Raw genomic sequence first — 26,434 nt, forward strand, 5'->3', positions numbered from 1 at the left:
GCGAGTTGTACGAGGCTGAGTTGACCTTTGGCAAAGCGTTTTGCAGTTAAAAAGAATGGTGTAGCTTTTTTGCGTTGAGTTGGCAGGGTTGAATATAAGGGTTAATTTTTCACCGAAAGAACAACCTGCGAATCATCCTCGTCGAAAGACTCGGTTTTTAACCACGTCGTCCAGCCGAGCATCGGACGCCGCCGCGCCCGCGTGGTCATAATGCAGGACGGGACTTCGGCTTTTTCCAAGACCAATTGCACATCGAAATCAAATTCCAAACCGCACATAAATCGGACGATTTCCGTGGCGGGCTTAAATGCCGAATTGACCGGCAAAAACTCGACGAAATCTTTCAGTTTTAAAGGGCCAAGTTTGACCCGGAATTTTGATTGCGTATCCCAAATCTTTTCTCCGGCAATAGTGTTTACTCCCAATTGACTGTTGGCTCGACCGAGAAACGATTTGCTTTCATCATCGAGTTTTATCCATTGCCCGGTGAATTGTTCAATTTGCGCTTCGACGCCAAAAAAATCAGCGAGAATAGCTGCCATACTGACCGACGAGTGCGGCTGTTGGGCAATCAATCCGCCGTAGAGCAATAAGCCTTCATCGGGAAAGCTGAAGCGGTCGCGAAGCCCCGGCGTGCCCAGTCCAATGAGGTTGAACAAATGATCGGTAAAGGCATCAGCTTCGCCGCGCTCATAGCCAATCGGGAAGCGATACTTTTCCCAGGCGCGGAAAAACAGTGAAATCGCCCGGTGATTAAAGATGTCAAAAAAGTCCCAGAGCGCCGTATCTTTATAGCGCACGCGCTCAATCAGGAGTTCGGTGTAAGGGTTCGGCAATAACCCGACTGGACCCGTAAGCCCCATAAACGCCACCAGCATCGAAGGCGGTTGGTGGTCTTCGCCCCGCCGCATTTGATGAATTTGACTGGGCGGAAAATTTAAAGAAACGAGGGTGCGAAAGCGTGCCACTTCCCGCGCAGGGTTGATGTCACGCCCGACCGGTTGCCGGTTTTTGAATATTCTTTCGAGCAAACGCACCGCTTGAAAAAAATCGAACCGGTAAGGTTCTTCAAACAGTTGAATGCTTAAAGGATGATTTGTTCCCCCGCTCTCGGTGGCCATCTTTTTAATATTCCTTCCTGGTCGGTTTTCCTGGCGACCAGTTGATTGAACGAATTGACCGAAGCATACAGCGCAAGAAATCTATCGAGCACCGAAGCGAATAGAAATACCCCGGCGCCGACAAATTTTTCTTCATCGAATTCAATGGTGGTTTCAAGTCCGCGCACAAATCCTGTGCCGATGCGCTCGCCGATTTGTCGAACCACGCGGCGGCTTGAAAGGTTGGCGATGCCTTGAATCTGTTTTCGCGTTGATGAAGTGTTCAAAAAATCATAAAGCATTAACACTTCCTGCAATGGTGTGGTCGTGAGTCCATTGGCAGGTCCTTCGACCAATGAAATATGATTGAGCGACAAATGCGAAATGAGTCGCCAGTGGGTACTGCGACGCAACGGCGGGCGCAAGGTTTCCGTTGGCTTTTTCAAACAGCGACCTCTGGAAAGCGGACCCGGGGTTTCGACTTCAAAATCGCCTTCGCGACCGCCAAACGGCAACTTGCTCGGCAAATCGCGATTCGTGCAGGTGGTTTCAAGGGTCACGACTTCAACCGGCGGGACGTGTGGATTAAAGCCTAAATCAACCAGCGTCAGGTAAACTTCGGTGCCTTCATCATCGGCGACCTGTGAAGTTCTGCGGGTCGCATACCAGAAAGCTTTTTCCTGTTCATCCGAACGCGCGTGTTGATAAGAATAAAACGGTTGAAAACTTTTGATTTTCTGGTGCTGCGGATTCAAAGTGAAAACTTCATCAACCGAATAGACCTCGGTTGCCTGTTGCCGGTGGACATCGGCAATCACCCGGTATTCATTTTTCTGTTGAGTCAAATTTATCGGTTCAGCGATTTTTTGAAACAGGTTGATGACGGGTGTGCACCCGAGTTGAAAGGTGTTGGCGCTGACGACAGCGCGAGGTTGTTGGACGTCGCGCAATTTAATCACTATTTCAAACCGGTCGCCGAAGCCTTCTTTCGCCGCTTCGTTCAAGCCCTGAATATCAAAGAATAAAAATTTCTCAGGACAGGCGAAATATTCGGTCAGTAAACGGTAGCCGGGAAATGACCGCGCCGTATAAGGCAACATCGCTTCGTCGAGTTCAAAGCCTACGGTTTTAATCACACCTGGTGGAAGTTTTTTGACTTGCGGCAAACGGCTCAACCGGGTGGTTTCAGTTCTTTTGATAAGTGGGCGAAGTTCGACTTCAACCACATTATTGAAAATCATCTCATAGAGCGGATAAACCAGTTGGGGTTCACCATTGATATAAAACCGAAGTTTATCAATCGGTTCCTCTTTGCCCTTTTGCCCGACTTTCAAATTTGAAAGTTTGGTGCCGTTCATACAGCGAAGCGAAATGCGAATCACTGCCTCACTCCATCTGCCTCGCGTATCTACAGGGTCTAAAGATTCCAGCGCGGCGTTTTCAACTTCAATCGGCCAGACCACCACCGGATACGACGTGCGAAACCGGCAAGGCGTTCCCTGATAAGGTCGCGAGTACAACACCGTTTCGCGCTCGACCGGATAACCCGTGGTGATCTTTCCCTGCTCCGGGTCTAGCTCAAATTTGACAATCGACATCGATGGAATTGGCGCAAGATAATGCGGGTATAAAACATTCAGCAGGGATTCCGTTATTTCGGGAAATTCGTCGGCGATTTTCAGTTGCACGCGGGCGGCTAAAAACGCGAAAGCTTCAATCATGCGCTCAACGTGCGGGTCTTCGCATTTGTCGGCTTCGAGTTGCAAACGCCCGGCAATTTTCGGGTATTTTCGGGCAAATTCCGCCCCCATCTGTCGCAAAAAGACCAACTCACGTTCGTAATAACCGAGCAGTTCGTCGCGCATGAAATTCGCTTTCCCTTCTTTTATCTATTGATGCATTCGTCAATCAGGCTTTGAAGAGATACCATCGAATCAAGCTTCAAGTAAAGCCACCCGCGCAAGCTTTTGCAGGTTGGTCGCGAGTCCGCCTTGAATGATTTGACGAATCTCCGGTTCGGTTGGCGTTGAACCATCCGGCTTTTTAATTGTCGATTCGCTGAGGACAAACGCCACCAACTCATCCGCGAGTTGTTGCAGGTCGCGCGTTCCATCAAGCAATTGCACGAGCTTTTGTCCGATGGGGTCTTCCTGTTCGACATTTTTATGAGTCAGCGAACTGACCACTGAACCGCGATTGGCTTGCGCTCTTGCCAGCCGGCTGGCAGCCGGATACTTACTCACTTCGCTGACAAAGTTTGGTTGATGAATATGAAATTCCACCAATCCTGACCCGCAGGCAGCCAGAATGATTTGTGCCAGGGTGTTTGCCTCTTCAAAAAAATTATTATCCGGCAGTTGATGGACACCGGCGCTATTTAAGAGTCGTCTGGCAGTTAATACCAACTCATCCCACCCCACTGAACGCGGATAAATACTGCCGAGGTAAAGCAATGCGGCTTTGGCTAGAGGGTAATCCGTCGACAACACAGATTTTTTCGAGCCGCGAAACTCTTCGACCTCGCCTTCATTTAAATTCAATTTCGCGGACACCGGTTTTGCCGGTGATGAAAAATAAAATCCCCGGATTCGTTGAGGCTGAATCTCTCTTTGCAATTCAACCGTTTTTCGGCATAGCAAGGTCTGACGAAATTGTCGGCATTTCAAAAAATCCATGTACTGCTCTTTGATGACGATCTGTTCGTCATCAAATTGGCTCAGGAATTCGCGAATCGGTTGCGGGTAAATGAAATCCTGCATCTCGAAGAAATCAGCCTCGGCAAGATACTGCAAACCGTGTTGGTTGGCTTCATCCATGAACTGATAAAAATAGAAAGAGGTATTCGATGGGGCGAAATCATCGTGATAAATCTGGCTCGCGCGATAACTCATCAACCGGTCAATTTCGCGTTTGAGCAACAGCGGATATATCGCCTCTTCCCCCTGTTCGTTGCCGGTGAATTTACTGTTAATAAACTGCAAAAGTCCGACCCCCTGTTCGACCATCACCTGCGGGTCGCTGATGCCTCGCGTGTGAAAGGTCATCATCTCGCGCATCATCTGATGAACGCGATTTCCCGGATAGGCGTTATAGCTGATGTAAGCGACGCCCTGCGGCGCAAGCAAAGATTCACACAACAGCATTAATTGTTTGCGAACAAATTCGGGAACCCAGGAATAGAATCCATGCGCGATGATGTAATCAAACTCGCCCCAACTGGCGTCAATTTCCATGATGTCACAGGCGCGAAGGTCTAAATTTTTGAGTCCGAGTTCTGCCGCTAAGGCATTGCCGTATTCGAGCGGTTTGGGCGCAAGGTCGATGCCGATGAATTCACTTTCCGGGAGTCCATAAGCCATCGCCAGTAAATTCGCGCCGTCGCCGCAACCGATTTCCAGCACACGGCATTTCGTAACCGGTGCCGGTTGCATTCCAAATAGTGTGGCTAGCGATGCCAGTCGGTCAGGGTGGGTTTGCTGAAACGGATAGCCGACATACCAGACTTCGTCATAAGACTCTTTGGTCTGCTCGATGACCTGTGCTGCATGGGAGTTATTCATTTTTTCACCTCATTGATTTGGGAAAACGGGTTTAATCTTCTTTGACCAGATATTCACCGCTCAACAATTGTAAGACGGTATCAAAGGTAACCGGTTCGGGTGTGGGTTCGACGCGAAGGTGTCCATCAATGCGAAAGCGCAAGGCGCGTTCGCCTTCAAAAACCGTTGGTTCGAGCCGGACGGACACATTGATCAGTCGCGGTTCAAAAATACTGATGGCTTCTTCGAGCTTTTTGCGTAAGCCCACCTGATGATGCGGATTTTGTGGATTGAGTGAGGTAAATTCCGGCAACCCGTAGGAAGCCAGCGAGTTCTTCAATTCGATTAACCCTTCGGGTACGCCTTCGGCATTCTGGCGCGTATTCAATAGCCACTCAAGGTCGCGTTTGATGGATTGTTTCAACTCGCGAAGGGTTTTAGAGCGCGAAGCCGGAGCCTCGCGCGACATCTGCGGTTCGTAATCAATCAAACGGTCGATGACCGATGGAGTGATTTTAATTTCGTTATCAAATCTCGCCATGCGGCTAACTCCTCGGTACTTACTACAACAATGCGTTACACGGTCGCAAGTTTTTGCTTGTAAGAATCATCAAGCGGCACATGATAACTCGATTCATTATCATCCCAGATGACCGGCAAAACAAAGCGGTCATTGCCGATGCCCTGGGGCGCTTGTCGCCATTCGCCGCATAATTCTTTCGCCCAACGCGCCGCATAACTGGGAATGTTCATAAACGATTCCGAATCGACGCTGGAATGTCCGTCAATATCACGAACGTCGATAATCAACGGTTCCTGATTGGCGATGCGATAACTCGGATCAAAAAAATTACGCCGGCGTGTCCGGCTGGTCGTCGGACTTTCAGCCGTCAACCCGCCCATGGTTTTCCCGGCGCGCGGTTTGTGCGGAGCAATTCGCAAATAAAACATTCTTGCCGACGGGGCGGTGACACTCGAAGCATTAAAAGCGGTTTTGTAGGCTTGCAACAAAGTGGGATTTGCCCCGACATTGCATCCGCGAATTTCCAAACGGATTTTTTTCAAGCGCAGGTCGGCAATATTTTTGGCTAAATTAATAACCGCCTCTGCTTTCAATCCCATCATTGAGGCAAGGTTGACGACTGCGGGCGTCTGGGTTCCGAAAATGGTTTTTTGTGCGAGGTCGGCAAGCGCCGATAATTCCTTAATGATTAAACCGGTGGCATTAAATTGTGAAGATTTGCCGAATTTGATGAGCAATCCGTTATTGATATTTCCGTGGCTGATTAAAATATGGGTCGATTCGGAACGTTTCAACATTTTGCTGATGAGGTCTTCCAAATCCGTGAAGCTAACGATATCACCCACCCCGATTTTGCCCGATTTCGTCGTTTCCAAACCGCACTTTTGATAAAACTCTTTGATTAAATCCGTCCGTTGAAGATTTCCAATAAAAACAACTGTATCTGCCATATCAACTCCAGTTTGAATTTTTTAACATCAACTCCAATCCGTATACGCAAAAGATGGCATGAGTTTCCCTCAAAACTCTGTCACCCGGATTCTCTGCAAGGCTGATACAGTTGTTCAAAACTCACACATGCCTAACCGCAGCGCCAAACTATAACCGTCTCGGCGGAACGTTTGTCATGGAGATTCGCCAATCCGTTGCGCGGGTTCGCGTGTGACTGGCAATGCGGTCTCTCCAGGGTTGGGCATTAACATCGGCAAACCGCAATCCGTATCCCATAATATTTTCAGCGATGCTCGGCGCTTCGCCCCAGCCGTAACAACGATGCGAGTTGCTGCCGCCAACCGTTGAACTATCGCCAGCCGTCGGCCCCGCTATGGCTGTCGTGCAGGCAGCGGTGCGCCGCAAAACGCCGATATGCGGTTGTCCGAGCGCGTGACCGATTTCATGGGGAATGGTGTAGTGATTGATATTCATCACCGTTCCCGCATTATCCGGTATGTGGAAAACGTGCGCCACGCCGTCCAGTGAATCATAGGTCACGGCATCCGAACGAAAGAGCGAGCTGTCACCGGCATAAGTATCGGCAAGCCGCGCCACGCGAATCGTTTTGTGAGCGTTTGCCGGGCTTAACCACACCTGAACGAACAATTCGCATTTAATGTTGGGGCGGTAGCGAACCCGTCCCGGCAGGGTTTGAATATCCAGGGAGTTGAAATTATTGGGTGGAATCAACCAGAACCGGTTATTCCACAAATCGCTCTGGCTGAAAATCTGGCTGCGAAATTCATGCCATTCGCCTTCCGTCCAGTTGCGTATATTAAAAACGTTGCCATTGAAATCATTAAAGGTCCCAGGCGGTGCGGTAATTCGCTGCAAGCATAAGCCGAGGTAGATTTTCAAAACGTGATTGGTGGTGCCATCAGTATTTAAAATAATCTGTGACTTAAAAGAGGTATCGTTGATTTCCATCGTTACCATAAATTTTTCCTCCAAACTATCAGGTAGGTCAGAAAGGTTACGGGAGAGACTGAGAAAAGATGAAAGGCTCCTGATGCTGCCAGGTGAATATGCCTGATAGCAAAAGGAGCCTGACTTTCAAACAAAACTTAGTTAATGATTGAGAATCGCCAGATGATTGTTTGGCTCGATCACTAAACCGCTTTGTTTTCCTTAATGTTGTAACCAGTCTTGACTGGTCCGCCCAGGGTTCCATCCGGTTTCTGTTCCTTGTATTCCCATTCAATCTTGGAATAGTTCAGGGAAATCTGATCGGTCGGCAAAATATCGCCGTGCGCCGAACCACCCATTTGATATGAGGAGACCAGCAAATCCGTGAAGGTAATCTTCAAAAATTCCTGCTGTTCTTTACCGGCTTTGCGGCAAGTGAGCACCGCTTTCTTGATGTGTTCGCCATTGGCGCAAGCCAGCGCCAGTTTGGGGGTCGATTTATTGACGCGCATAGTGAAGTGGAAATCCTGCATTGCCACTTTACCGGCACCACCACCACCTTGACCGGAGTGCGAACCGGATTGTGATTCACCCCACGACCACGAATCAATGTCGATCTCGCCTTTGTGTTTGGAATCGTGGCTTTCACCTTCAATACCATCTATCTTTAAAAAATAATCAACTGCTGCCATTGTAATTTCTCCTTATTGTAAATTTTTTCGAGAGAGGCCGGTTGCCCAGCCTCAACTGAGTTAATCCGCGAAGCCGCTGTTCCGGGAGATTAGCCCGCTGCGGGTTTTGGAAGTTCAGCAACCAACCGCAGCGAGACAGTCAATTCGTCCAGTTGGAAGTGAGGTCTCAAAAATGCTACGGCTTTATACACGCCGGGTTTGCCCGGCACTTCTGTCACATCGACTCTCGCATCACGTAACGGAAATTGCGCTTTGACGGTTGGCGAAGCGGTGTCATCCGGGGTTACGTAATTGCTAATCCACTGATTCAGGAAACGCTCGCAATCGGTTCGCGACATGAAGCTGCCAATTTTGTCGCGCATCATGGCTTTCAGATAATGAGCGAAGCGGCTGACCGCAAACATATATTGCAATTGCGTTGAGAGTCTTGCGTTGGCGTTTGCCGCTTCGCTGTCATACTTGGGAGCTTTGTTACAGGATTGCGCGCCGAAAAACGCCGCATAATCCTGATTTTTGCAATGCACAAGGGGAATGAATCCCGAATCCGAAAGCTCTTTTTCGCGACGGTCAGTAACCGCAATTTCCGTCGGGCATTTCAATGCCACTTCACCTTCATCGGTTCTGAAGGTGTGAGTCGGCAAGCCTTGAACCAAGCCGCCACCTTCAACCCCGCGAATCGCCACGCACCAGTTGTAAAGCGCAAAGGCTTCCGTCAAGCGTGTGCCGAATGAATAAGCGGCATTGCCCCACAAATATTTACTATGGTCGGTGCCGTCTACATCCTCTTCAAAATTGAAAGACTCGGTGGGCTTGGTGTCGCGTCCATAGGGTTCACGCATCAGGGTGTGCGGTAGGGTCAAACCAACGTAGCGTGAATCATCCGATTCGCGGAATGACCGCCATTTCATATATTCGATTCGGTCAAAGATTTTGGCGATGTCGCGAACCTCAGTCATTTCGGTAAAGTTATCCCAACCGAGCAGTTGCGGTGCGGCTGCCGAAATAAACGGCGCGTGGGCGGCGGCGGCGACCTGCGAAACCTTCTCCAAGAGCAGCATATCTTCCGGGTGATTGCTGAAATAGTAATCGCCGATTAAAGCTCCGAAGGGCGCGCCGCCAAAGGTGCCGTATTCCTCTTCGTAAATCTTTTTAAAGAGCGCCGATTGATCGAATTCAATGGCTTTTTCAAGGTCTTTCAGGAGTTCACGTTTCTTCACATTCATCACGCGAATTTTCAGCATGGTGCTGGTTTCGCTCTCAAATACCAGGTGATGCAATCCGCGCCAACTGGCTTCGAGTTGTTGAAACTCTTGGTGATGCATGATTTCGTTCATTTGCGCCGACAACAATCGGTCGATTTCGGCGATGCGGGCATTGATCGTCGATTCCATATCTCTCGACATGGTGAGCGTGCCCTGCATCACCTGTTCAACGAAAGTGGAAATCATATCCTGTCCGCGTTTGGCTTGGGCATCATCGCGAACTCTGAGTCCTTCGCTGAGAATCTGGGAAAGCAATCCGCCTTCCTGCTGTTCGGTTACCACCGCTTCGGCGGCTTCATTTTTCGCCTGCTTTGCCATTATTCACCCTCCTTTGTCGGTTCGACGCCTAAAGCGGATCCGAGTTGTTTCTGGGTTTCAGCATTTTCCAAAACGTTTTGCAACAAATCGCTGAGTTTGTCATTGCCATCCATCTTGGACAACAAATCGGAAAGGTTTTGTCTGGCTTCGACTAATTTTCTGAGCGGCTCAATCTGTTGAACCAGGTTGTCGGGTTCAAAGTCGTCCATCTTTTTAAACTTCAATTCGACGCTCATCTTGCTGCCATCATCTTGAAGTTGGTTTTTAACGCCAAGCACCAATCTCGGTGCCATCCCTGCCAATACCTGGTCGAAATTGTCGCGGTCGATTTCCACAAATTTGCGATCCCGAACCCGCCCCAGCGGTTGTTCAGGTTTACCCGAATAATCGCCCAATACGCCGACCACAAAGGGCAACTCCTTGAGTTCTATCGCACCGCCGGTTTCAACTTCATAGGTAATATGAACTCGCGGCGGGCGCACACGAGCCAATTTTTGTTGAACACTCTCTTTTCTTGGCATAATTTGGACTCCTTTTCTAATAATCAACTTTTGGTTTAAGCGAGTTGCCTTTTTTCTTGCTCACCTCTTAACGCAAAAAGAAAAATCAAACTCCCTCAAACCCGATAAAATATTTTTTTACGGTCTTTGCTTTTACGAGACAACGGATATTCAACTGGTAAAAAGTACAGAGGGAAACAACTTGAAGCCTATGCCTTGCAAAAGCGAGAACCGCTTAACTGCGAGATTAAATTGCTCAACTCTCAAGCTTTGATGAATTGAGTAAAACCAAAATTACCAATATACGTGAGGAAACATTGAAACTATGGATAAATCGTTTTATCCGGAATTTGATTACCAATCGCTGCTTTCACTTTCACTCGAAGGGGATTCGGTTGGGTAACTGCCACCTGAACCGCCTCCAAGTCCGAGAGTTTCTAATATCGCATCCAAAGTTCCTCCGTCTTTTATCACGTCTTTAAGCCACATCTCAAGCGGCATGTTGCCCCATTTCACAGCGCGTTGAACCAGATACGACACCGGGCTGTGCGGTTCGGTTTTACGGAAAAACTCGGCAAGTTCATTCAATTTGCGCAGAGCTTCCTGTCGGGAACTGATGGTTCCCGACGACATCTTACCGCGCCCCACAACCGAGCCATCCTCAGTTTCTTCGTAGCTCTCTTCGCTTGCGGTTTCATCCGACGGGTCAGGCTCAAGGATACGCTTTTCTTTGACGATAATATCAACGAAAGAACGAATCGCCTCCAGCGATTTTTTCAACTCCCCAAGCCCCGGCGTCTGCCGCCCGAATTTATCGTCCATCACCGAGTCGAGTTGACTGAATTCCTGCCAGCATTCATTCAACACCTTTGCGGTCTCTTCATAAAAGGCACGATTCGTCCCGTTCTTGGCATTGCGCCAATCTTCGGTAGTGATTTTGCCTTCGGCTTCGGCTTGCACTTTAGCCTGATTGGCGCGTTCAATGACATCAGACTCCTGAGCCTCCAGATTGTCCGGCACATCAAACTTTTTCGAGTCTTCGTATTGAAAATAGGAATAGACGCCTTTGAACGAATTGGTGATCGCCACTTCCTTTATCGCCACCGCAGCCTGGCGGTCATACCACGACATGGCATTGGCGCGGGCTTCCAAATCGCCTTCATCCTCTTCGGGAAAAACCGTCTCCCAAAAATCTTCATGCAACCGGCGCAGCAAATACAAACTATCGCGCAACCCGACGAATCCATGCTGTTTGATAATTGCCTCGCCCAGCCATCCGGCAACCTGTAGGTCTTTGGTTCGCTCTGCCAAAGCTTCCGAACTCAGGCGCAAAACTTCATCCCAGTCGGCGGCTTTTAAATCACGCTTCCAATCGCCCTGCGCCAGTTCTTCATCCTGACGACGGGCTTCGCGAACTTCGTCATACAAACCGGAATACCGCTGATTTTCACCCGACGGGTTGTCATCTGAAATCGGCGCAAGCAAAGTTTCCAAATCAATTACCGATGGTGATGAAAAATCTGCTGACATGCAGTCCTCTCCTCCAAACAAAATCAAGGGCGATGTACGAACTAATTAGCCTCTGGTTCGGTTGAACTTGTCTCCGGTGAATTGTCGCTTTCACCGTTCGGGGTTTCGCTATCCGGGTGGTCGAATTCAATCAGATTAAATTCAAAAAGCGGTTTATCTTCATCATCCACAAGATAGGTTCTTAACCCCGAGGCTCTATAAAACCCTCCGGCAACCTCTTGCCAATCGGTCTTGCGCCCCAGTTTCACCTGGTCTTCCGCGTGGTCGCTTGAGCCTGAATAAAGCGAGTGAATATACACCTCGCCAATGGTTCCATCCAGCGATTCCACACGCACCGCCGTCCATAACAAATCACGCAGGTGTTTCGGTTTGGTGATTTCGATACTGCGTACCTGCTCGATGGGCAGCCACACATACTGGTCTTTGACAATCAATTCAAAAACCGGCGCGACAAAATCGTCATAATCGCGAAAATCCGCGAAGTCCCTGCCATCGGCATTGCCTTTAAAAGCCGGACGCGCTTCTTCGGCGCGGTCTAAGAGTTCCCGCGCTTCCTCAAGCTTGCCAATCCGCCAGTAATTGATTGCCGCAATGTGCCAGTCAATATATTCCGGTGGTTCGGTTAAAAATGAAGGATTGACACCTTCTTGAAATAGTTTTCGCCGTTCGCGTTCGGATTTCAAATTGTTGCGATAGACCATCGTCCCGAGTTCGGTTTTGACATCCGAATGCCCAATGGCTTCGAGTTGTTTTTCAGCGCGGTCAAATTCACCTGCAAAACTGAGCAGTTCAAATAAAAAGGTTCGCGCGCCGGCGTTCATCGGATTGGCTTTTACTTCGCGGGTCACTTCATCAATTGCCGCGCGCAATTCTCCGGCTCTTAGTAAATCATTCGCCTTTGACATAAGGTTCTCCTTCTTTTACGGCTTTACTGCATAGAGTTCGAGTTTTACATCGGGAAATTCATCCGGGACATAAATCGCAATGGTCTTTGAACCGCTGATGTCCGCCCAGAAGGGCCCGATGCTATCGAGACCAAAATAGTGAAATCCCACACGCGTCGGAATCGGCGCAGGCGGGGGCGAGGCGTGGGTTAATACCACGCCGGGAAGCGCCGCGCCGACAACCGCATCAATCACATCGCGAGCTGAAACTTTGGCAACCCGCGGCACTCGCTCAATGATGCGACTTTCAGGCACCTGCGCTTTGACGCCGAGAAAGAATCCCGCTTCTTTTAATAAGCGGTCATCTTCGACGCGCCCGACGTAAAGCGTTTCGCGAATTTTTTCGAGCGGTATCGCCACACAGCGCGTCGGAATCACGGTTTCAAGCAGGTCGCGAATATCTGCCGCCAGCAAACTGAAAGTTAAATACAAATCATCGTGGTCATAGGGCACGATGTCTTTCGGATGCCGGTCTGTGGTAAAGGTCATCAGTGACCCGGCAAGAGTGGCGAGTTCATTGTAAAGTTTTTCCGGGTGTGTCGGTCGGGTTTTAAACAGGTGCATTAAATTGGGAATCGCCGTGTTGACGGTGTGCAATAACCAGAATGAGGCAACTTCCGAAGTCGTAAAATCGGCAACCGATTGCGCCCGTTGCCGACGCTGTTCACCAAGGGTGCTGCTTTTGGTCACCAGAATTTCGATAATCTGGCGATGCAAATCGACCAGCCAGTTGGTCGAAGCGATATTTAAAGTCGGGGGAATATATTTTTCCGATAACGTCACCTGTCCGGTCGCCGTGCGTTCGAGTTTGGCAATCTTCATCCAGCTATAGCCTTCGCGGTTTTCATTGCCAAATAAAATTTTCAAGTTGCCGCGCGCAAACGCCAGTTGTTGTTCATTTTCGCCGGTGGTTTCATCAACCACATTGCCGGAATATTGCAGGTAACGCGCCAAAGTTTTGGCATCGGCTCCAGCTGGGCTAACGTTTGCAACCCCCGTGCGTTTGGCAGGGATCGCCAGATAGACATCCAAAGTTTCGGCGGTCGGTTCAAAAAACCCCTCGACGGGTCTTGGATTGGGCGCAAGGTCGGTGTTCGGGATATTCAACATTAAGCCATCGGGCATCACCGCGCGGCAACGCACCAGTTCAAAATTGCCATTGGCAACCGATTCACGATTAACCTGCAAATCGAGCACTCCCCAGTAATACGGAACCAGTGAGATAACTCTCGCATTGAGCAACTCTTCGTGATAGTTATCCCATTGCTGAAAGTGATGCGGGGTCAGCAACATCCCTTCATTCCAAACGATTTTTCTATATCTGCTCATAATGGCGATGATTCTTTGCTATGGAATTAGTGTGGGGCGAACGATTTTCATGTCGTTTTCCTGCCATTTTTTTGATAATGCCTGCGAAATAACGCACCAAGCTTGAAATAAAGCCGCTTAAAACGCAAGCGGCTCGGTGTTGATTCCAAAAAATCCGGGATTTTCGGCAATGATGCCGAGCGCAATAAATTTCACTACGAAGTTGTACTGCGCTTCGCTGATAAAATTGTGCTCGCGCAAATACCAGACATTGCGCTGCGTCTGCGGATCAACCTTGCCGCGAATTCTGACCAGCAACGGATGCGATTTCACCGAACCCGTGCCTTCCTTGTAAGCTGCCAGCGCGACCAAGGCATTTTCAATGGTTCCTGCGCCACAGGTTGTTGCAACGAACGCCAGATTTCCGAGTATCTCCTGTTCGGCATCATTTCCGCGAGCATCCGATTCTGCCAACACCGCATAAACCCCGAAGCCTCCGGCAAGCCCCAAACGTTTTGACGATTCAAGGATTCGCCCCTTTCGATTTCTGACCGATGCAATTGCCGAAGCTGTGCTGCTCGAACTTTTCAATCGTTCAATCGTCTGGGTAATGTCGCGCAACGCCGACTCTCTGAAAATATATCGCTGATGATCTTTGCTGATGCGGCTCAACATCTTCGCGCCGAGCGTTTCAATCATTTTGCTACTGGAATTATTGGTCGGCACCTCAACCGATTGATTTTCATTGTCGTTTGCGGGCGGAGGATTATTTACCACATCTCGCGAATTAAAATTCGCGTCGTTGGGCAGTGTTATATCTTCATTTTTAACGAGGGGTTTCGGTTTATCATCTGAATTAATATTGATGATGAGAAGCAAAACTGCCGATATAAAGACAATGCCAATGATTGAAGCAATGGCAATCATCGGAACTTTATTGCCGTCATTTTTTTTATCCGATGATGTGTATGGTTGAAATGACGATTCGCCAACTTGCGCTTCTGGTTTGAACGGATTCGCCGCGCCTGCGGCGATTTGCGCTTTTGCTTGAATATGCACGCGAATATCGCAGGCATAGCCAATTAAAATTGAATCGCCATCTTTGAGACGAACCGAACCGCCAACCGGTTGGCGGTTGACCATCGTGCCATTTTGCGAACCGCAATCGGTGAGTTGAACTACATCATCGAAAATATCGAGAATCAGATGACGCCGCGATAAACCTTTATCATCAATCTGTAAATCGTTATCCGCGCCACGCCCGATAGAGAAACGGCTGGAACCAACAGGCAATTCTCTCACCTGACCACTGCCTTCATAGATTGTCAGTTTCACGTCAAAGTTCATGGCGGGCGTTTTCGAGGTTCAATCGGTGTAAGTCGAAAGCGGCTTATTCAAAGGAATATTAAAAATTTTAGGATTTTCACCGACGATTGCCGCCGCATAAAACTTCGGCGGATAGTTTTTGTTTTCACCTTTGAACCATTTGTCGAGAATTTCGCGTTTGGCAATCAAGGTCCAGAAACTTCGGTCGCGTTCTTCCGGGGTGCTGGCATTAAACACGGTGTGCAAATCGCGACGCACGCTGTCAGGGCTGCGGTTGTAACCGGCAATCGCCAGCGCCACCCCGGTCGCATCACCGCCAAATTCCGAGAGCCGGTCTTTCATATACTTCGCCGCCGCCGGTGCGGTCTTTTCTACATCCCAGATTTCTTCGCCGTGAACCCCATAAGCGGCTGCGGTGCTTGGCATAAATTGAAACATGCCTTTGCAGTTTGCTGGGCTGGTCAAATTATTACGGTACTCGGTTTCAATCATCGGTATATAAAGTCCGACAATCGGATTGACACTCTCTTTATTAAAGGCGCGAATAATCATCGGCGCGAATTTACTGGCGCGACTGTAGATGGATTGGGTGTCCTCGCTCCAAAGCCTCGCTGAACTGTTACCGGCGCGTTTGGCATAACCATCGACAAAGTTTTTAATCATCAACATGACTTCATCGGTAAATTCGCATGGGCGATTGCCAATCACCCCGGATATGCGTTTGGCTTCGACTTTGACAAATGTCAGTCGTTCACTATCGCTCAGTTGCAAATAACGTTTGACCGGCAGGTTCTTGGTCGAAATATCATCGGTTGGTGGTGGAATGACAACATCGGTTGGTGAAGTATTACTCACATCGTTGCCAGTTGGTGGTTTGCTGTTTTTATTTACGGTGAGGTCAGATGAACGATTGCTATTGTCATCTTGAAAAATATTCGGATTGTCGGTGCGATGATTGCTATTTTCGGAATCCGTCTTCCCAATCAATTTTGAACCAATCACACCGGCTAATACGATGAATACGAGAATCGGAATTACCGATAGCCACGCAAAAGCTGACCGCTTGCCATCCTGATTTTGACTGCTTCTTTGTTTTGCCGCCTGCGCGATGTTTACCCAGATGGTTGTGTAATCGCCGATGGTGATTTTGTCGCCGCTATTTAAAATGCGACCTTCTCTGGGAACCGGCGCGCCGTTGACATAACTGCAACTGTAGATGTCTTCATCGAGAATCCAGACGCGGCTGCCATCGCGGTAAATGCTGGCGCGATGATTTGTCAAACCGGCATCTTCAATCAACAAATCGGCATTGTTTTGCCCGATGGTCAGGCGTTCACTGTTGAGCGGGAGTTGCTCTGTGCGACCATTCGGATAATGAATTGTCAGTGAGATGCCATTCATCGGTTTAATCAAAATTGGCTGAGTGGATTTCTCGACAGGTTAAAGCGTTTGGGATTTTCGCCGACAATCCCCGCGGCAAAAAATCTCGCGACATTTTCCATCGCATTCGCCGGGAGCGGCACCTGCCGGGATTTCATAATTTTCCAGAAATTCTGTCTGGCGCGTTCATCGGCAAACGTTTCATCAAGTTTTACCGTGCCTTCGCCGATGCTGCCGATTTCCGAACCGAAATAAGCGATGGCGAAGGGAAAGTCTTCCTTTCCGAAACGAAATTTGTCAACGACCTCTTTCAAATACGCCACGCCGATTTCGGTGGCGCGGTCAGGATTTAAGAGCGCCTCCTCATTCTCTTTTGAACTGATGTAACCTTTGGCAATCGCTTTGGGCATCAGGAAAAAACCCACAGGAGTTGTGTCACTTGCCGCCGGGCTTTGGATATTTTTTAAGGATTTGAATTTGCTGCGTTGCATGGCGAGCACCAGTCCGAGTTGAACCGGCAAATTTTTATCGTTGCAGGCAACCCCGATATTTCGACAGACGCGCTCATCCACCCGCACATCCAGATAGTCGCGTGTGAAGCGGTCAACCAGAATTAGAAAATCTCTATCGAATGCGCCCGGTCGTTTTCCGGTGATGTTGAATGCCAGTTGTGCACACATCAAACGGATTTCATCCAGACTGATTGATGAACCACTCGTGGCATCCGTATTTAAAGTCGTATCGGGAATTGTCGGAATTGTGGTTTTACCCGATTGTTCAATGGTATCCGGTTCAAGCGAATCGTTGCTGTTTGTCGTCGGATCGTTATTAGTGGCAATCAAGGGCAACTGATTTTTATTCTCAATCTTTTTATCTGAATTTGCGAAGATCAACACGCCGATGGTTGCAAACAACAGCACCGGAATAGCAATAAAGGCAATCATCAGTCCAGGTGATTTTTTGGGTTTGGTATTGCCGCCGATTGCTTGATTGGCATTGGCTGGAATCGTGGTTTCAAGCGGTTCGCTTCCATTAACAATTTCCGGCTTGGGAGGTTCAGCTACCGAGGCATCAGTGCCAGCGTTAAGATTTGCGGGTTCTGCGAAAAATTCAATTTTTCCGGCACCGCCAATATCAATGACTTCGCCGTGTTTCAGTTTACGTTTTGCAGAGATTTTCTCTTCGCCGATAGAGGTTCCGTTGACGCTGCCTAAATCCGACAGGTAATAACCGTCAGCTTGTTTTTCGATGATGGCTTGATAGCGGGAAACTTTTTTATCGGGAATGCAGATGGTGTTATCAAAGGCGCGACCAATCGAGACCATTCCATTAATCTCGAATGCTTTTTTCTCCGTTCCTTCTGATAAAACCGTTAAGCGCGCCATAAAAATTTTCAGTAACCATTCTCCGATTGATTTTCAAACCCATTTTAGCACTTTTACTTCTGTTGAGACTTATTCAGTTCAATAACGATTAATTGCTGATTTGCACCAACCTCTATCTCTTTGGTTAAAAGGTCAAAGCCCACAGCTTTCACGCGCAATTTATATTTGCCTGCGGGAACCTGCCGGTTTAATTCAAATTTCCCTTCGCCGTTGGTGTTGCCCCAACTGAGTAAACTCTCAGCCGTCACCTCGACGCTTTCAACCGAAACCAAACCGACACGCGCTCCGGCTATCGGTTGCCCATCCGTCAGGGATTTAATCAGTCCTTTTAAACTGAAAGTCTGCGCAGGCACAGGAGGCGGATTGCCGGTAGCGGTTGCCGTGTTATCAGCGGGTCGCGCTTCGAGATAATGCAGGGTTTCAACCATCTTGGCGATTAAATTGGAAGGGCGCAGATAACCAATCGCATAGACATCTGAAACGGCATTGGTATGGTTATTTTCTGCGGCTTTCCTAAGCAGTGTGCGATCTACTTCAACTTTTGTCGGAATGCCGATTAACCGACCCCGTTCATCGATTGCCGCGCCACCGCTGTTGCCGTGCAGTAAGCGCGCATCGGTTTTAATCCAGTTTTCCACCATATCTTTTCCCTGAACCACTCCGGCATTGGTGGTAACGGTAACGCCTCCGGTTGCCGGAAACCCGATAATCACCAGGCTGTCCATCAGTTCGACTTTGCTGGAATCGGCTAACTCAATCGTTTGAAAGGTCTGACTTTTTTCAATCGATTTTCCCTTTTCATCGGCAATGATTCTCAGCAGCGCCAGGTCATAGTCTTTGCTCTTTTGGACAACCTGAACTTTAAATCGTTTCGATGATTCAGCGGTCGCCGGCATGCCAACTTCCGGAAGACTGAAGGTGATTTCATCGAAAACCCTGTCGAGATTATCTTCGCGAACCACATGATAGTTGGTGGCGATCAGTCCATTCGCAGAAATAATCACCCCGGAGCCTCGCGGCACGGCTCGCTCATCGTCGGCATTGCGCACCAGAATTAATCCAACGGAATTCAGCGCCTGTTTCAACGCCGCGCTCATAAACGCGGTTCGCGGTTCAACAGGGCGTTGTTCCTGGCGGATTTCAGGAGCCTTTTTTATGGGTTTTACTTCTACAGATTGGGTTGTCGAACTGGGGTCGGTGGTTTGTCCGCCCGACTTATTCTCCGGAGTTTGCGTTGGTGCCGGAACATTGGTGCGTTTAGCAGGCGTCGTGGGTTTAACCGGGTTTTTTTTATCAGGGCGTCCGGTTGCCGATTGACCGGAAACGATGGTTGCAATCGACAGAAGGCAAATTAAAGTCACTGCCGCGGTTTTCAACCCATCAATTTTAATCAACCGGGTGCTCATGATTTTTGTCTAAAAACAGGAAGGGCTAAACCTGTTCTTTTGCAGACCAAGCTTAGCCCTGCATCAACCTAGTTATGTTGCAAACGAATCTCAAAGGCAACGGGTTGGTCGTTCATTTTGCCATTGTTTTTGGTGTCCTGCGGAATCGCGACCACCGCATCTTTATTATTTTTGTCGGGGGGCGCGAGATCGATTTTTCGCGCCAGGATTTTACCGCCCAACGGACGCGGAATCGACACATTTTCCGATTTAACTACGCCACCTCGCGAACTGAAATTACCGGCTAACTCTTTCGCGGCGGCTTCTTTGGTGTTGGGAATTTCGCCGCTTTTCCACATTTTGTAGCCTTCTTCGTAATAAGCGATGCGCTCTTTGGAAACGATGATCTGCAAAACTTCCGTGCCTTTCACATTGTCGAAATCCAGCGTGTTTTGCGGCGGAATAAACAACGGTTGTCCGGCTTTCACTTCGTTGTAGTTGTTCTGCGCATCCTGACTGGGATAGGAGAGATATTTTTTCCCGCTGGGGTCGATATTGACGACATAAACAAACCCATCGAAATTGCTGGTTAAAGAAATGCGGATTCTATCGCCTTCTTTAAACACATCTCTGGGGTCAACCAGACGCGGGTTTTGGTCGGCTACGTTTTGAACCTGGTAAATACTGACGGTCAGCCCATCAACTTTATTATCCGTGACATCCTGACGAATTTTAATGCCGCGAGTGTTTACGCCATCGGCTTTAAATTTTTTCCCACCTTGTCCAAAAACCGGAAGACTGATGAGTCCGGCGATTATCAGCAAAAGAATAGATGTTTTAAATTGATTTTTCATTGAGGTACTCCTTTCGGTTACTTGTCCTCGTGATTAATAGAAATTTTAGCAATCATCTGGTCATTATCGACTTTGTTGTAATTGGTCACCCAGATGGCATAGCCGCCTGCGCCGCCGCCCTGCTGTCTGGAAATGCCCGGACGACTGGTTTCTCCGAGATTCTGTTTCGATTCCATTACCATTCGCTGAATGACCGCTTGCGAAATCAGTCCGCGATTTTCCGAAGCAATTTTGGGAATTTCCGAAACCGCATCGCGGCTGAAAACCAGGAAGAAGGTCTCTTTACCAGCCGGTGCCTGCACTTTCAACCAACAGGTTCCATCATCAAATTTGAACCGCGAATCACAATACAGCGGGATGGTGTATTCCTGATTTTTCTTCACGAAATTCTGTCCATTGTTGATGCGCGAATCCGGGAAAATCATTTCCTGATCGAGTCCTTCATTATTGGACAGAATATAAAGATAGCCTTCCTGATTCGGTTTAACTTTTATCTGAATCCAATCACCCGTGTAAAAAGTTGAATAGGGATTGACTTCTAGAGGGGTGCCGTCTTCACCGCGTTTGACGATTTTGAATTCCAGGGTGAGCAGAGGTTTCAACTGCACTTTCGGGCGTGGGGGTCTGGGTTTTGGCTTTCCCGGTTTAGGAGTAGGTTTCGGAGTCGCCTTCGGCTTAACCTTAACCACAGGGTCAGACCAGACATTTGCCGAACCTTTCCCTTGCGCGCCGGCAACCGGCACCTGGATTGCAGCCAAAATGATTGCGCTCAAAACCGACAGATAAATTTGAGCTTTTTTCTTCATGGAACACACTCCTGAATTTCCTCTGCGTTAGGTAACGCAAATTTTTGATTACTGCTCCCTCATATTTTTTAGAGAGCAGCCATCGTTTACTTTCCGCCCATTGACCGAATCACTTCTTGAACCGCCGGGTCGTTTGCAGAAACCGCACAGCGAAAACCTAAGGCGGTGAAATATTTTCGCTCTTCATTCGGAATATCATTTGGCGGATGCGGTGCCCGGTAAGTTGAACGGGCTTTATCAATCGGGTCTGCCACACTGCCGCCTCGCGCTAACTTATTACTCTCATCAAACCCTTCAGCTGAAGGACTGCCGGGGTAGGGCTTATAGCTGCTTTCAACCCATTCAGCCGCATTGCCTGCCATATTATAAGCTCCGTAAGGGCTGATGCCATTTGAAAAACTATCAACCGTAACCAGCGATTTGGATGCAAATTTTCCGCGTGTTGGGTCGCTGGCATTTCCCCACGGGAAAATTCTTTTGGTTTTGCTTTGCGGGTCCCAGGATGCAGCCTTCTCCCATTCCTCTTCGGTCGGGAGTCGCATCCCGCGCCACTCGGTATATTTTCGCGCATCCATCCATGAAATTCCGATCACCGGAAAGGTCGGGTTTTTCTCAAATAAATCTTTATAAAATTGAAAAGGCGTTGGCGTAGGGCTGCCCGTCGCATCGCAAAATTCTTTGTACTTCTGGTTGCTCACTTCAAATTTATCGATGTAATAATCCGGCAGAGTGATTGGGTGCGCAGGTTTTTCATCGCTTTCGCCGGTGTCACTGCCCATCGTAAATTCCCCTGCACAGACCAGAACCATTTGATGCCCTTTGAAAGTGATTTCTTTCGGCAGTGTGCATTCGCCTTTGCTCATCACTACATTGACAGGAATCACCTGTCCGTCTGCGCCATCAACAGAAGTTTGAAAATCACCAAACCCGGCGCATTTAACCACAACTTTATGCAGTCCCGGTTGCAATGAAGCGACCAGGTATTGATCGCCTTCGACCGGCACGCCGCGACGAATCTCGCCTCTCGCATCGGTGATAAACACATCGCTGCCTTCGGGCGCGCCGCGAACAATCAAGGTGAGTCCGGGATTTTTCTGCAAGAGAAAAAGCGCCACAGCAATCAGGATGATGCCCAGCACGCCTCCGGCGCTCAGCAGCAGCCAGAACGGAATTCCGCGACGAACCGGAGGTTGTGGGTTTGCGGTAACAGGTTGTTGTGGCGGCAGGTTTTGCTGCGGCGGTTGACCGGTCGGCGGCTGAGGATGCGGTTGCGGGTAATAACCGGCGTTTGGCGCATTGCCATAAGGTTGTTGCGGATAAGCCTGTGGCGGATATTGTGGATACTGTGGCGCGTTGGGTTGCGCAGGTTGATTCCCTCTTGCGCCGCCGCGCATTGCCTGCATCGGAATCGTCGCATCATCATCCGGTTTATCAGCCCGGTGACGAACATCGGTCGGATACCACCACGCAGTAATATCACGTTTCATTGCATTTCCGTTTTTATTTTTATGATTCACGGCTTTATTAACTTTCGCTCAAATTGATTATCGAGCGGCTTTGGACAAGTGATGATAGATTCAAGTTACGCGCAACTCGCGATAAACCCGTGCGCCAGTTTAACCAAAGCCCAAACTTATCGCCAGCTTTTGAATTATAGACACCTATGAAGGTCAAGCGAAAGCCCACGGTTCTTAACCTCTCCGTAGAAATTATTCCACCAGGGTATGCCTGAAACCGGGCATTGTGATAAAACCTTGAGCGATTATTTTCATCGAAGCTTAGCCCAAAAGCGGCTTCGGAAAAGTTTATGCAGCAAGTTTAGAGGTCGAGCGGGATTTGCTGATTTAAAATTTTAATCGCAACCCAAAATCAAAAGTTAAACATCTACTGAAAAATTTTCGTGCGATAATGAGCGATAAGCTAAAATCAAATGAATCGAAAATCTCGCGGCGCACTTTGTTGCAAACGACTGGCGGCGCTTTAAGCGCGATGATGTTAAATCATTCGTCGTTTGCCGGTGATTTATCAATCGCAAGTCAACAAGTCATTGTCGCAACGCTGCAAGAAACTTCGCAAAGTGTCGCCAGCGTGTGGGCTGACGCCATACATAACATTCGCTACGCAGACCTCGCGCCCGAAATTATCAAACGCGCGAAACTCTGTTTGCTGGATTGTATCGGCGTGATGGCGCACACCGCTACGCTTAAAGACAGCCGCACCTATCTTGAAAGACCTTTGGCAATCGGCGGCGCGCATGAAGCGACAGTCTGGGGATTCAACGTCAAATTGCCTCTGGAAACCGCCGCCGCCTGCAATGCATTTTTAATTCACGGCAATGAAATTGACGATAGCGATTTTCGCAGCAATTACCGACCGTCCTGTGTATCGGTTGCGCCGCCGCTCACGGTCGCTGAATTTGCTCACGCCTCCGGTCGTGATTTGATTTTAGCTACAGCCATCGCCTACACCGTGAACGGTTTGCTTGCCGCCAAGTTAGACCGCTTGCAGGGACTCGGCTTTATGCCATCATCGGTGGTCGGACCCGGCGGCGCTGCGGCAGCGACTGCGAAGCTTTTAAAATTCGATAAAGAGAAAACCGAATGGGCGTTGACGCTCGGCATCGCCAGCGGTGGCGGACTTTTTCAATATTACTTCGACCAGACCGAAGAGAAAAAATTGCATGTGGCGCGCGCCGTCCGCACCGGCATCGAATGCGCATTGATTGCGCAAAAAGGCTGGCAAGGTCCCGCGCACATTGTTGAAGGGGCGGCGGGAATGATGCCAAGTTATTTGCGCGGCACGGGGCGCAAAGTTGATTACCAGGGGTTGAAAAATGACATCGCCAAATTTGACGGCGCAATGTTCGTCGTTCCGAAATTCAGTTCCTGCTCAGCCTCCATCACGCCTTTCATCGACGCGCTTGCACCGGTTTACCAACGCGAAAAAATCCAAGCCGCTGAGATTGAAAAGTTCATCATCGTCAATGACTGGCTTGCGGATTCATCTTTTGTACAAAAGATTTTGCACTTTGAACCACCGCCAACCATCGTCGGCGCACAACTCAACATGAATTTTTCGATTTCTCTTTTTCTCAATCGCGGTTCGGCTTCGGTTGATGATTTCGTGGATGCGAGTTTAAAAGATAAGGCGGTTTTGAATTTAGCCGCGCGCGCCGGTCACGAAACTGTTGCTCCCGGCAAAGAGTGGGAAACGCGCCTGGTGATGCGCGACGGGCGGGTGATTCGCGCGCCGTTTCGCAGAAGCATTGGCGAACGCTATGAACCGGAAATGCTCGAACGCAGAATGGAAAAGTTTCAAATGCTCACCCGCAAACGCCTTTCACCAACGGCTCAAAAAGCCGTTGTGCGCTTAGTCGAACAGGTAGATTCCTTTAAAGACATTGCCGGTTGGACACAAAATATTCATCGACTGTTCAAAAAATCCTAACCCTCTTTCATACCAAATAGCTTTTTAAATTTTGTTCTTATCATTATCAGCTAATTTCAGGGAACAAAATTTGCTCCCACTACTGAGACTTCGGACTTATAAGGTAGTTGTGTATTTCTTCAATGCAAAAAAACGAAAAAATCGACTTAATTTAGAACAAAAACAAAAAAATTGATTTATGTCTGATTCAATTTCTTTGTCGATTGGAGGAACAGAAAAATAATGCAACCCAGAAAAGCGCTGGCAAAATCTCGCGAAAAAAATCGCGCTGCTGAAGAAGCTCTCCTCTTTAGTTCCCCGGATATTACAGAAAATGAAAACGCTGAACTGAAGCTCATCCTACAGGGGTTGTTAGCGATTAAGCGCGGCAATTTCAATTTTCGACTACCGGACACCTGGACAGGCATCAATGGCAAAATAGCTGACACCTTCAATGAAGTGGTTGAGATGAATGAAGTGGTCGCTGCGGAATTGGAACGTGTTGGTCGTGTCGTCGGCAAAGAAGGAAAAATCACCCAACGCGCCCGCTTCAAACTGGTTGGCGGGTCGTGGACTGGAATGCTCGATTCAATCAATGGATTGATTGATGACCTGGTGCGCCCGACCAGTGAAATGACCCGCGTCATCGGCGCAGTTGCCAAAGGCGACCTTTCGCAAAGTATGACCGTCGAGTTCGATGGCAGAACTTTGCAAGGCGAATTTTTGCGAACCAGTAAAATCGTCAACTCGATGGTTGAACAACTCGGTTCATTTTCTGCGGAAGTGACGCGCGTGGCACGCGAAGTCGGCACCGAAGGTAAACTCGGCGGTCAAGCGCAAGTAAAAGGCTTATCCGGCACCTGGAAAGATTTGACCGATAGTGTCAACTCGATGGCGAACAACTTAACCGCGCAGGTGCGCAACATCGCAGACGTAACCATCGCGGTAGCAAACGGCGACCTCTCGAAAAAAATCACCGTTGATGTGCGCGGCGAAATTCTACAACTGAAAGACACGATAAATACGATGGTCGATCAGTTGCGCTCGTTTTCATCTGAGGTGACGCGCGTTGCTCGTGAGGTCGGCACTGACGGTAAACTCGGCGGGCAGGCAGTCGTTCCCGGTGTCGCGGGCGTGTGGAAAGACCTCACGGACAACGTCAACTTCATGGCGTCCAACCTGACAGCTCAAGTCCGCAACATCGCGCAGGTCGCTACCGCTATCGCCAGTGGTGACCTCTCAAAGAAAATCACCGTCGAAGTCAAAGGCGAAATACTCGAACTCAAAAACACCATCAACACGATGGTTGACCAGTTGAACTCGTTTGCCGCCGAAGTCACCCGCGTCGCCCGCGAGGTCGGCACCGAAGGTAAACTTGGCGGACAAGCCGAAGTCAAAGGGGTTGCCGGTACGTGGAAAGATTTAACCGACAACGTCAACTTTATGGCATCGAACCTCACCGCGCAGGTGCGTAACATTGCACAGGTTGCAACCGCAATTGCAAAAGGCGACCTCTCAAAGAAAATCACCGTCGATGTGAAGGGCGAAATTCTGCAACTGAAAGACACGATTAACACGATGGTTGATCAATTGAATTCCTTCGCCGGTGAAGTCTCGCGTGTGGCGCGCGAGGTCGGCACCGAGGGCAAGCTTGGCGGACAAGCCGAAGTCAAAGGGGTTGCCGGTACGTGGAAAGACCTCACCGATAACGTCAACTCGATGGCGAATAATTTAACCGCGCAGGTTCGTAACATTGCCGAAGTGACGACGGCAGTGGCAAACGGTGACCTCTCGAAAAAAATCACTGTTGATGTGCGCGGTGAAATTCTGCAACTGAAAGACACGATAAATACGATGGTCGATCAATTGAATTCCTTCGCCGGTGAAGTCTCGCGTGTAGCCCGCGAGGTCGGCACCGAGGGCAAGCTCGGCGGGCAAGCAGTCGTGCCGGGGGTATCGGGAACCTGGAAAGATTTGACCGATAACGTCAACTTTATGGCGGCAAACCTGACCGGTCAGGTACGCAACATTGCTCAAGTATCAACTGCCATCGCCAATGGTGACTTATCAAAGAAAATCACCGTCGATGTCAAAGGTGAAATACTCGAACTCAAAAACACGATTAACACCATGGTTGACCAGTTGAACTCGTTTGCCGCCGAAGTCACCCGCGTCGCCCGCGAAGTCGGCACCGAAGGTAAACTTGGCGGACAAGCCGAAGTGCCCGGCGTTTCCGGCACCTGGAAAGATTTGACCG

21 protein-coding genes are annotated in these 26,434 nt (G+C 49.0%); 2 read left to right on the forward strand and 19 right to left on the reverse strand.

The annotated features are described in order from the left end of the window. Positions 1 to 101: 101 nt before the first annotated feature. The 19 genes from tssG to AB1757_12990 form a co-directional block, all read right to left on the reverse strand. Positions 102 to 1,121 carry a type VI secretion system baseplate subunit TssG gene (gene tssG / locus AB1757_12900; GenBank protein MEW6127930.1) on the reverse strand — a complete coding sequence of 340 codons (1,020 nt, stop codon included), beginning with the start codon at positions 1,119 to 1,121 and terminating at the stop codon, positions 102 to 104. Next, positions 1,085 to 2,965, reverse strand: coding sequence for a type VI secretion system baseplate subunit TssF (gene tssF, locus AB1757_12905; GenBank protein MEW6127931.1), 1,881 nt, complete (start codon positions 2,963 to 2,965; stop codon positions 1,085 to 1,087). The genes tssG and tssF overlap by 37 nt, the downstream gene beginning before the upstream one ends. 69 nt (positions 2,966 to 3,034) lie before the next feature. Continuing rightward, entirely contained in the window at positions 3,035 to 4,660 is a 1,626-nt protein-coding gene (locus AB1757_12910) for a class I SAM-dependent methyltransferase (GenBank protein MEW6127932.1), read from the reverse strand. Between the two features lie 31 nt (positions 4,661 to 4,691). Next, positions 4,692 to 5,180, reverse strand: coding sequence for a type VI secretion system baseplate subunit TssE (gene tssE / locus AB1757_12915; protein ID MEW6127933.1), 489 nt, complete (start codon positions 5,178 to 5,180; stop codon positions 4,692 to 4,694). A gap of 35 nt (positions 5,181 to 5,215) precedes the next feature. After that, the gene (locus tag AB1757_12920) at positions 5,216 to 6,112 is read right to left on the reverse strand and encodes a hypothetical protein (GenBank protein MEW6127934.1); all 897 of its coding nucleotides are present in this window, start codon (positions 6,110 to 6,112) and stop codon (positions 5,216 to 5,218) included. A 148-nt stretch (positions 6,113 to 6,260) separates the two neighbouring features. Next, the gene (locus AB1757_12925; protein ID MEW6127935.1) at positions 6,261 to 7,091 is read right to left on the reverse strand and encodes a hypothetical protein; all 831 of its coding nucleotides are present in this window, start codon (positions 7,089 to 7,091) and stop codon (positions 6,261 to 6,263) included. Positions 7,092 to 7,264: 173 nt separating this feature from the next. Next, positions 7,265 to 7,753 carry a type VI secretion system tube protein Hcp gene (locus AB1757_12930; GenBank protein MEW6127936.1) on the reverse strand — a complete coding sequence of 163 codons (489 nt, stop codon included), beginning with the start codon at positions 7,751 to 7,753 and terminating at the stop codon, positions 7,265 to 7,267. 89 nt (positions 7,754 to 7,842) lie between these two features. After that, a complete protein-coding gene (gene tssC, locus AB1757_12935; protein MEW6127937.1) occupies positions 7,843 to 9,333 on the reverse strand; it encodes a type VI secretion system contractile sheath large subunit in 1,491 nt (496 codons plus the stop codon). Beyond that, on the reverse strand, positions 9,333 to 9,854 hold the full coding sequence (gene tssB / locus AB1757_12940; protein ID MEW6127938.1) for a type VI secretion system contractile sheath small subunit: 522 nt from the start codon (positions 9,852 to 9,854) through the stop codon (positions 9,333 to 9,335). Before tssB ends, tssC begins: the two co-directional genes overlap by 1 nt. Positions 9,855 to 10,187: 333 nt before the next feature. After that, positions 10,188 to 11,363, reverse strand: coding sequence for a type VI secretion system protein TssA (tssA, locus tag AB1757_12945; GenBank protein MEW6127939.1), 1,176 nt, complete (start codon positions 11,361 to 11,363; stop codon positions 10,188 to 10,190). A gap of 41 nt (positions 11,364 to 11,404) precedes the next feature. Continuing rightward, positions 11,405 to 12,268: a type VI secretion system accessory protein TagJ gene (locus AB1757_12950; GenBank protein ID MEW6127940.1), complete on the reverse strand. Its 864-nt coding sequence runs from the start codon at positions 12,266 to 12,268 to the stop codon at positions 11,405 to 11,407. Between the two features lie 15 nt (positions 12,269 to 12,283). After that, positions 12,284 to 13,636, reverse strand: a complete 1,353-nt coding sequence (tssK, locus tag AB1757_12955) for a type VI secretion system baseplate subunit TssK (GenBank protein MEW6127941.1) — start codon at positions 13,634 to 13,636, stop codon at positions 12,284 to 12,286. A gap of 117 nt (positions 13,637 to 13,753) precedes the next feature. Then, positions 13,754 to 14,962, reverse strand: coding sequence for an FHA domain-containing protein (locus tag AB1757_12960; protein ID MEW6127942.1), 1,209 nt, complete (start codon positions 14,960 to 14,962; stop codon positions 13,754 to 13,756). Positions 14,963 to 14,980: 18 nt separating this feature from the next. Next, a complete protein-coding gene (locus AB1757_12965) occupies positions 14,981 to 16,342 on the reverse strand; it encodes a transglycosylase SLT domain-containing protein (GenBank protein ID MEW6127943.1) in 1,362 nt (453 codons plus the stop codon). 8 nt (positions 16,343 to 16,350) lie between these two features. Then, a complete protein-coding gene (locus AB1757_12970) occupies positions 16,351 to 17,706 on the reverse strand; it encodes an FHA domain-containing protein (GenBank protein ID MEW6127944.1) in 1,356 nt (451 codons plus the stop codon). Between the two features lie 53 nt (positions 17,707 to 17,759). Continuing rightward, positions 17,760 to 19,112, reverse strand: a complete 1,353-nt coding sequence (locus AB1757_12975) for a trypsin-like peptidase domain-containing protein (protein ID MEW6127945.1) — start codon at positions 19,110 to 19,112, stop codon at positions 17,760 to 17,762. Between the two features lie 68 nt (positions 19,113 to 19,180). Beyond that, entirely contained in the window at positions 19,181 to 19,945 is a 765-nt protein-coding gene (locus AB1757_12980) for a DUF4384 domain-containing protein (protein ID MEW6127946.1), read from the reverse strand. 17 nt (positions 19,946 to 19,962) lie between these two features. After that, complete coding sequence (locus tag AB1757_12985; GenBank protein ID MEW6127947.1) at positions 19,963 to 20,751, reverse strand: DUF4384 domain-containing protein; 789 nt, start codon at positions 20,749 to 20,751, stop codon at positions 19,963 to 19,965. A gap of 86 nt (positions 20,752 to 20,837) precedes the next feature. Next, positions 20,838 to 22,238 (reverse strand): SUMF1/EgtB/PvdO family nonheme iron enzyme, encoded by a 1,401-nt coding sequence (locus tag AB1757_12990; GenBank protein MEW6127948.1) that lies wholly within the window; start codon positions 22,236 to 22,238, stop codon positions 20,838 to 20,840. Between the two features lie 421 nt (positions 22,239 to 22,659). On the opposite strand from AB1757_12990, the gene AB1757_12995 reads away from it, so the two are divergent. Both AB1757_12995 and AB1757_13000 read left to right on the forward strand, forming a co-directional pair. Further along, complete coding sequence (locus AB1757_12995; GenBank protein MEW6127949.1) at positions 22,660 to 24,198, forward strand: MmgE/PrpD family protein; 1,539 nt, start codon at positions 22,660 to 22,662, stop codon at positions 24,196 to 24,198. Between the two features lie 222 nt (positions 24,199 to 24,420). Next, positions 24,421 to 26,434: HAMP domain-containing protein (locus tag AB1757_13000; GenBank protein MEW6127950.1), on the forward strand; the 2,014-nt coding region annotated here is incomplete at its 3' end.

The sequence above is a fragment of the Acidobacteriota bacterium genome (genome assembly GCA_040754075.1).
Classification (GTDB): Bacteria; Acidobacteriota; Blastocatellia; order UBA7656; family UBA7656; genus JBFMDH01.

Coding starts and splice junctions, on each gene's coding strand:
- AB1757_12990 (MEW6127948.1), bottom strand. CDS start 22,238: ATGAAACGTGATATTACTGCGTGGTGGTATCCGACCGATGTTCGTCAC.
- AB1757_12910 (MEW6127932.1), bottom strand. CDS start 4,660: ATGAATAACTCCCATGCAGCACAGGTCATCGAGCAGACCAAAGAGTCT.
- tssC (MEW6127937.1), bottom strand. CDS start 9,333: ATGGCAAAGCAGGCGAAAAATGAAGCCGCCGAAGCGGTGGTAACCGAA.
- tssG (MEW6127930.1), bottom strand. CDS start 1,121: ATGGCCACCGAGAGCGGGGGAACAAATCATCCTTTAAGCATTCAACTG.
- tssF (MEW6127931.1), bottom strand. CDS start 2,965: ATGCGCGACGAACTGCTCGGTTATTACGAACGTGAGTTGGTCTTTTTG.
- AB1757_12970 (MEW6127944.1), bottom strand. CDS start 17,706: ATGGCGCGCTTAACGGTTTTATCAGAAGGAACGGAGAAAAAAGCATTC.
- AB1757_12950 (MEW6127940.1), bottom strand. CDS start 12,268: ATGTCAAAGGCGAATGATTTACTAAGAGCCGGAGAATTGCGCGCGGCA.
- AB1757_12965 (MEW6127943.1), bottom strand. CDS start 16,342: ATGAATGGCATCTCACTGACAATTCATTATCCGAATGGTCGCACAGAG.
- tssA (MEW6127939.1), bottom strand. CDS start 11,363: ATGTCAGCAGATTTTTCATCACCATCGGTAATTGATTTGGAAACTTTG.
- tssE (MEW6127933.1), bottom strand. CDS start 5,180: ATGGCGAGATTTGATAACGAAATTAAAATCACTCCATCGGTCATCGAC.
- AB1757_12925 (MEW6127935.1), bottom strand. CDS start 7,091: ATGGTAACGATGGAAATCAACGATACCTCTTTTAAGTCACAGATTATT.
- tssB (MEW6127938.1), bottom strand. CDS start 9,854: ATGCCAAGAAAAGAGAGTGTTCAACAAAAATTGGCTCGTGTGCGCCCG.
- AB1757_12920 (MEW6127934.1), bottom strand. CDS start 6,112: ATGGCAGATACAGTTGTTTTTATTGGAAATCTTCAACGGACGGATTTA.
- tssK (MEW6127941.1), bottom strand. CDS start 13,636: ATGAGCAGATATAGAAAAATCGTTTGGAATGAAGGGATGTTGCTGACC.
- AB1757_12975 (MEW6127945.1), bottom strand. CDS start 19,112: ATGAGCACCCGGTTGATTAAAATTGATGGGTTGAAAACCGCGGCAGTG.
- AB1757_12960 (MEW6127942.1), bottom strand. CDS start 14,962: ATGAACTTTGACGTGAAACTGACAATCTATGAAGGCAGTGGTCAGGTG.
- AB1757_12930 (MEW6127936.1), bottom strand. CDS start 7,753: ATGGCAGCAGTTGATTATTTTTTAAAGATAGATGGTATTGAAGGTGAA.
- AB1757_12995 (MEW6127949.1), top strand. CDS start 22,660: ATGAGCGATAAGCTAAAATCAAATGAATCGAAAATCTCGCGGCGCACT.
- AB1757_12980 (MEW6127946.1), bottom strand. CDS start 19,945: ATGAAAAATCAATTTAAAACATCTATTCTTTTGCTGATAATCGCCGGA.
- AB1757_12985 (MEW6127947.1), bottom strand. CDS start 20,751: ATGAAGAAAAAAGCTCAAATTTATCTGTCGGTTTTGAGCGCAATCATT.